General features: G+C 67.9%; 1 protein-coding gene. It reads left to right on the top strand.

The features are described from left to right. Positions 1-7,931, top strand: a 7,931-nt coding sequence (locus tag ACIPIJ_RS27825) for an amino acid adenylation domain-containing protein (RefSeq protein ID WP_401083209.1), incomplete at both ends; no start/stop codon positions are given.

Genomic DNA, 7,931 nt, shown 5'->3' with positions numbered 1-7,931 from the left:
GAAACCGAAACCCTGTTGGCGGCGATCTGGGCCGAACTGCTGGGCGTGGAGCGGGTAGGGCGCCATGACAACTTCTTCGAACTGGGCGGCCATTCGCTGCTGGCCGTCAGCCTGACCTCGCGCCTGCGCCAACAAGGCCTGCACGCCGACATCCGTGTGCTGTTCGGCCAGCCGACCCTGGCTGCGCTGGCTGCGGCAGTGAGCGGCGAAAGCGGCCTCAAGGTGCCCGCCAACCGTATCCCGGCTGAGTGCACGCACATCACCCCCGCCATGCTACCCCTGGCCGACCTCTCGCAGGCATCGATCGACACGCTGATGGCGCAGGTCCCCGGCGGTGCGCGCAACATCCAGGACATCTACGGCCTGGCCCCGTTGCAGCAAGGCATCCTCTACCACCACCTGGCCAGCGAGGGCGCTGACCCCTATGTGCTGCAGGCACGCTTCGCCTTCCCGGACCAGGGCACGCTGGACGCCTTTGCCGCTGCGCTGGACCAGGTCATCGCGCGCCATGACATCCTGCGCACCAGCATCCACTGGCAGCACCTCGAAGAGCCTGTGCAAGTGGTCTGGCGCAAAGCCCCTTCCGTGGGCGCGGGCTTGCCCCGCGAAGGCAACACCACGGCGCTTGAGCTGGGTAGCGCGCCACTGATCCGCCTGCGCGCAACGGGCATCAATGGCCGCATCGAAGCGACCCTGCTGATCCACCACATCATCCTCGACCACGCGGCGGTCGAGCACCTGGTGGCCGAAGTCACTGCGCTACTGCACAACCAGCCGCTGCCTGATGCCAGCGTTCCCTATCGCAATTACGTGGCGCAGGCACGCCTCGGCGGCGACAGCCAGGCTGAAGAAACGCTGTTCCGTGAGCTGCTGGGTGATATCGACGAACCCACCGAAGTCTTCGGCCTGCGGTCCGCGCACAGCGATGGCAGCCGTGTGCTCGACAGCCGCCAGGCGCTCGATGCCAACCTGGCCAAGCGGCTGCGCGAGCAGGCCCGCCAGCTAGGCATCAGCGTCGCCAGCCTGGTTCACCAAGCCTGGGGCCAGGTGTTGGCGCAGCTGTCCGGGCGCCAGGACGTGGTGTTCGGTACCGTGCTGCTGGGCCGCCTGCAGGGCGGCGAGGGCGCCGAACGGGCGTTGGGCATGTTCATCAATACCTTGCCGTTGCGGGTCAGCGTCGGTGCGGCCGGGGCCGCTGATGGCGTGCGCCTGACCCATCAACGCCTGGCCCGGCTGCTTGCCCATGAACACGCCTCGCTGGCCGTGGCCCAGCGCTGCAGCGGCGTGCCGGCTACCCAGCCGTTGTTCACCAGCCTGCTCAACTACCGTCACAGCGCACCGCCCAAGGCCGAGCTGCGCAAGGCCTGGCAGGGCATCGAGCAACTGGCCGCACACGAGCGCAGCAACTACCCACTGGTCGTCAACGTCGATGACCTGGGCGATGCCTTCGTCCTCACGGTGCAGGCGGTGCCGGAAGTGGACGGGGCGCAGGTATGCCGACTGCTAGGCACCGCTTTGCAACAGTTGGCCAATGCGCTGGAGCACTCGCCTGCGACCGCCCTGCAGGACGTCAGCTGCCTGGCGCCCGCCGAGCGTGAGCGGGTGTTGCACGGCTTCAACGCCACGCGCCGGGACTACCCCCGCGAACATGCAGTGCACACCCTGTTCGGTGCCTTTGCTGCGCTCAGCCCGGATGCGGTGGCGGTGATTCACGGCGAGCATCGCTGCAGCTACCAGCAACTCGACCAGCGCGCCAATCGCCTGGCCCATCACCTGCTGGCCCTGGATGTTCGCCCGGGCGATCGCGTGGCGCTGTTGCTGCCGCGCAGCGTCGACCTGCTGGCGGCGCAACTGGCAGTGAGCAAGTGCGCGGCGGTGTATGTGCCGCTGGACAGCAACGCCCCGGTCGAACGCCAGGCGTTCATGGTTGCCGATAGCCAGGCCAAGGTGCTGCTGACCCTCAGCAGCGAGCCGCAGCTGGGCCAGGCCCAGCGGGTCGAGCTGGACCAGCACGACCTCGCAGGCTACCCGCTGCAGTCGCCGGGCTTGGTGGTGAACGCGGGCAGCGCGGCCTACATCATGTATACCTCCGGCTCCACCGGCACTCCGAAAGGCGTGCAAGTGCCGCACCGGGCCATCGCGCGGCTGGTGATCAACAACGGTTTTGCCGCCTTCAACAGCCAGGACCGGGTCGCCTTCGCCTCCAACCCGGCGTTCGATGCCAGTACCCTGGAGGTCTGGGCGCCGCTGCTCAACGGCGGCACCGTGGTGGTCATCGACCAGCACCAGGTGCTGTCACGCGAGGCATTGCGTGCGGTGTTGCTGGAGCAGGGCGTGAGCGTGTTGTGGCTGACCGCCGGGTTGTTCCACCAGTTCGCCGGCGACCTGTTGCCGGCGCTGGCCAAACTGCGTTACCTGATGGTCGGCGGCGATGTGCTGGACCCGGCGGTGATAGCCCGGGTGCTGCGCGAAGGCGCTCCTGCCCACCTGCTCAATGGCTACGGGCCCACCGAGGCCACCACGTTCAGCACCACCCACGACATCATCGAGGTGGGTGAAGGCAGCATCCCGATCGGCAAGCCGATCGGTAACGGCCGCTGCTATGTCCTCGACGCCCGCCAGCAGCCGCTGCCGGTTGGCGCGGTGGGTGAGTTGTACATCGGTGGCGATGGTGTTGCCTTGGGCTACCTGGGCCAGCCGGCGCTCACCGCCGAACGCTTCCTGGACGACCCGTTCAGCCGCGAGCCTGGTGCGCGCATGTACCGCAGCGGTGATCGGGTGTGCTGGCAAGCCGACGGTACCTTGCGCTACCTGGGCCGCGCCGACCAGCAGATCAAGCTGCGAGGGTTCCGTATCGAACTGGGTGAGATCGAGGTGTGCCTGGGCAACTGCGCCGGTGTTCGCGACACCGCCGTGGTGCTGCGTGAAGACACACCGGGCGACCAGCGCCTGGTCGCCTACTTCACGGCAACTGAGCCTGCGCCGGCCATCGCCGAGCTGCACGGGCAACTGCAAGGGCAGTTGCCGGACTACATGCTGCCGGCGGCCTACGTGCGCCTGGACGCGCTGCCGCTGACCGCCAACGGCAAACTCGACCGCCGGGGGCTGCCGCTGCCGGGCAGCGACGCGGTGCTCAGCCGCGCCTTCGAGGCGCCGCAGGGTGAGGTGGAACGTACCCTGGCGGCGATCTGGGCAGACGTGCTCAAGGTCGGGCATGTGGGGCGCCACGACCACTTCTTCGAATTGGGTGGCCATTCGCTGCTGGCCGTGACCCTGGTCGAGCGCATGCGCAAGGCCGGCCTGAGCGCCGATGTGCGCGTGCTGTTCGCCCAGCCGACCCTGGCGGCCCTGGCCGCAGCCGTGGGCAGCGGGCGCGAAGTGCAGGTGCCGGCCAACCGCGTGCCCCACGGTGCCCGCCAGATCACGCCGGCCATGCTCAGCCTGATCGACCTCGACCAGGCCAGCATCGACCGTATCGTCGCCAGCGTGCCGGGCGGCGCCGCCAACATTCAGGAAATCTACCCGCTGGCGCCGCTGCAGGAGGGCATTCTCTATCACCACCTGAGTGCCGAGCAGGGTGACCCGTACCTGTTGCAATCGCGCCTGGCTTTCGACAGCCTGGCCCGCCTGCACACCTGGGCCGGGGCGCTGCAGCAGGTCATCGACCGCCATGACATCCTGCGTACCTCGGTCGTGACCGAGGGGCTGGAGCAACCGGTGCAGGTGGTCTGGCGTGAAGCGCGCATGGAGGTGACGGCAATCACCGACCTGACCGGTGCTTCGCCGATCGATGCCTTGCAGGCCCGCTTCGACGCCCGCCACCAGCGCCTTGACCTGTCGCGTGCGCCGCTGATGCGCCTGGTGCATGCCGACGACCCGGCCAACCAGCGCGTGGTGGCGATCCTGCAGTTCCACCACTTGGCGCTCGACCACACCGCCATGGAGGTGATTGCCGGCGAAATGCAGGCGTTACTGGCCGGTCACGGCGGGCAACTGGCCGCACCGGTGCCTTACCGCACCTACGTCGCCCAGGCCCGCCTGGGCGCTGATGACGCCGGCCACGAGGCGTTCTTCCGTGCCATGCTCGGCGACCTCGATGCGCCGACCCTGCCGTTCGGCCTGGCCGATGTGCACGGCGATGGGCGCGCCATCGAAGAAGCGCACCTGCCGGTCGACACTGGCGTGGCTCGCCAACTGCGCGAGCAGGCCCGGCGCCTGGGTGTAAGTGCCGCGAGCCTGGCGCACCTGGCCTGGGCGCGGGTGCTCGGCGTACTGGCCAACCGCAGTGACGTGGTGTTCGGCACTGTGCTGATGGGCCGCCTGCAAGGCGGCGAAGGTGCCGACCGTGCCCTGGGTGTATTCATCAATACCCTGCCGCTGCGCATCGACCTTGCCGCGCCTGTGCTGCAGGCCGTGCAGGTCACCCATCAACGGTTGTCGGCATTGCTCGGCCACGAACACGCATCGCTGGCGCTGGCCCAGCGTTGCAGTGGCGTGTCGGCGGCGCTGCCGTTGTTCAGCGCGTTGTTCAACTACCGCCACAGCAGCGTCGGCACACCTGCCAAAGATGATGCCAGCGTGCAGGGCGTGCGGCTGCTGGGGGGTGAAGAGCGCAGCAACTACCCGTTGACGCTCAGCGTCGACGACCTGGGCGAAGGCTTCACCCTGAGCGTGCTGGCCCAGGAAGGCATCGGCGCCGCGCGTGTTGCGCAGTGGATGAGCCAGGCCCTGACCCAACTCAGCCTCGCCCTGACGCAGGCCGCTGGCACCCCCGTGGACGCACTGTCGATCCTCGACGAACCCGCTCGCCAGCAGGTGCTGGAAGGCTTCAACGCCACCACCCACCGCTACCCGCAAGGCCAGACCGTGCACGCCCTGGTCGAAGCCCAGGCCGCCCGCGCACCGCAAGCGGCAGCCCTGGTGCAGGACGGCCAGGTGCTGAGCTATGGCGAGCTCAACCGCAGCGCCAACCGCCTGGCCCATTACCTGATCCGCCGTGGCGTGCAACTGGGCGACCGGGTTGCCCTGTGCCTGCCGCGCAGCCTCGAACGCCTGGTCGGGTTGCTGGCGGTGCTCAAGGCCGGCGCTGCCTATGTGCCAGTGGACCCTGGCTACCCGGCCGAGCGTATCGCCTATTTGCTGCAGGACAGCGCCCCTGCGCTGGTGCTGGCCGACGCAACCACGCGGGGCTTGCTCGGTGATACGGCCCGGATCGAACTCGACCGCGATGACTGGCAAGGGGAGGCGCAAAGCAACCCGAAAGTCGCGGGCCTGGACGACCACCAACTGGCCTATGTGATTTACACCTCTGGCTCCACCGGCCAGCCCAAGGGGGTGATGGTCGAACACAGTACCCTGGCCAACCTGGTGCACTGGCACTGCGCGGCCTTCGACCTGACGGCCGGCAGCCATACCAGCACGGTGGCCGGTTTCGGCTTCGATGCCGTGGCCTGGGAAGTGTGGCCCGCGTTGAGCAGCGGAGCGGTGCTGCACCTGCCACCTGCGCGCATTGCCGGTGAGCATGTCGACGAACTGCTCGACTGGTGGCTGGCGCAACCGTTGCAGGTCAGCTTCCTGCCCACGCCGTTGGCCGAGCAGGCCCTGCGTCGGGAGCGCCAGCACCCGACCCTGCGCACCTTGCTGGTCGGCGGTGATCGGCTGCGCCAGTTCGACCGGGAACCCGGCTTTACGCTGGTCAACAACTATGGCCCGACCGAAACGACGGTGGTCGCCACATCTGGGCAACTGCAACCGGGGGGCGCCCTGCATATCGGCCAGCCGATTGCCAACACCCGCGTCTATGTGCTCGATGAGCATTGCCAGCCAGTACCGGTCGGTGCCGTCGGCGAGCTGTACATCGGCGGTTCGGGTGTCGCCCGCGGCTACCTGAACCGCCCTGTGCTGACGGAGGAGCGGTTCTTGGCCGACCCATTCAGTGCCAACCGTGATGGGCGGATGTACCGCAGCGGTGACCTGGTGCGCTGGAATGCCGACGGTACCCTCGATTACCTGGGCCGTAACGACGACCAGGTGAAGATCCGTGGCGTGCGCGTGGAGCTTGGGGAAATCGAAGCTGTACTGGCGGCGCAGCCGGGCATCGATGCTGCCGTGGTGTTGGTGCGTGACGAGCGGCTGCTCGCCTGGTTCACCGGAGCGGCGCCGCTGGCGGCACTGCGCGAGGCGCTTCAGGCGAGCCTGCCGTCGCACCTGGTACCGCAGGCGTTCATTCAACTGGATGCCTTGCCGCTGACAAGCCATGGCAAGCTCGACCGCAAAGCCTTGCCCGATCCGTCCCCGGAACTGATCTGCGGCCAGGCCTACGTTGCCCCGCAAGGCGTCGTGGAAAACGCGCTGGCTCAGGCATGGGCCGAGATACTGGGCGTGGCGCAGGTCGGCCGGCATGACAACTTCTTCGCGCTGGGCGGCCACTCGCTGCTGGCCGTGAACCTCACCGCGCGGTTGCGTCGTGATGGCCTGCAGGTCGATGTACGCACGCTGTTCGGCCAGCCGACCCTTGCCGCGTTGGCGGCGACGCTGGGCAAGGCACGGCATGTGGAGGTGCCGGACAACCTGATCCCAGCCGGCTGCACCCACATCACCCCGGCCATGCTGCCGCTGGTAGCGCTGGAGCCCAATGCCATCGAGCGTATTGTCGCCAAGGTGCCGGGCGGCGCCGCCAACGTGCAGGATATCTACCCGTTGGCACCGCTGCAGGAGGGCATTCTCTACCACCACCTGAGCGCAGCGGAGCATGATCCCTACGTGCTGCAGTCGCGTTTCGCCTTCGCCAGCCGCGAGCACCTGGCCAACTTCGTGTCGGCGCTTGACAAGGTGATCGCTCGCCATGACGTGCTGCGTACCGCCATCCTCTGGGAGGGCTTGCCGCAGCCGGTGCAAGTGGTCTGGCGCCAGGCACCACTCGCCATCCTCGAGCACGCTGCTGCTCCTGTGGGAGCGAGCCTTGCCCGCGAAGCATCCACCGCAAATCTTGACCTGAGCACTGCGCCACTGATTCGCCTGCTCTACACCCAAACTGGCCAGGCCATCGAAGCCACCCTGCAGTTCCACCACATCGTCCTCGACCACACCGCCATGGAAGTGGTCGGCGAAGAGCTGATCGGCTACCTGCAGGGCAACACGGAACCCGCCCACGCCCCTGTGCCTTACCGCAACTACGTGACCCAGGCCCGCCTGGGCGTGAGCCAGGCCGAGCACGAGGCGTTCTTCCGCGCGCAGCTGGGCGATATCGACGAGCCGACCTTGCCGTTCGGCCTGAGCGATGTACAAGGCGACGGCCGTGACATCGAGGAAGCCCAGCTGTGGCTGCGCGATGACCTGGCCCAGCGCCTGCGCCAACAAGCGCGGCAACTGGGTATCAGTGTTGCCAGCCTGTTCCACCTGGCCTGGGCACGCCTGCTGGCCGCTGCCAGCGGCAGGGACAGCGTGGTGTTCGGCACCGTGTTGCTCGGCCGCCTGCAAGGCGGCGAGGGTGCCGAACGGGCGCTGGGGATGTTCATCAACACCTTGCCGCTGCGCATCGACCTGGCAGGTATCGGCCTGCGTGAAGGTGCACAAGCGGCCCATCAGCGCCTGAGCGCGCTGCTGGCCCACGAGCACGCTTCCCTGGCGTTGGCCCAGCGTTGCAGTGGCGTGGCTGCGCCGTTGCCGCTGTTCAGCGCGATGCTCAATTATCGCCACAGCACCCAGGTCAGTGCCAGCCAGCGCAAGGCGACCGAGGGTATCGACAACCTCGAAAGCCAGGAGCGCAGCAACTACCCGCTGGGCTTGAACGTGGACGACCTGGGTGATGGCTTCCGCCTGGTGGCCATGACCCCGGCAGACATTGGCGCGGCGCGGATCTGCGGGCAGATGAACCAGCTGCTGGAGGCCATGGTCGCGGCGCTGGAGCATGAGCCGGAGCTGGCGTTGCA

The sequence above is a fragment of the Pseudomonas sp. NPDC087185 genome, assembly GCF_044744955.1.
GTDB lineage: Bacteria > Pseudomonadota > Gammaproteobacteria > Pseudomonadales > Pseudomonadaceae > Aquipseudomonas.
This window is presented reverse-complemented; position numbering and strand designations above follow the sequence as displayed.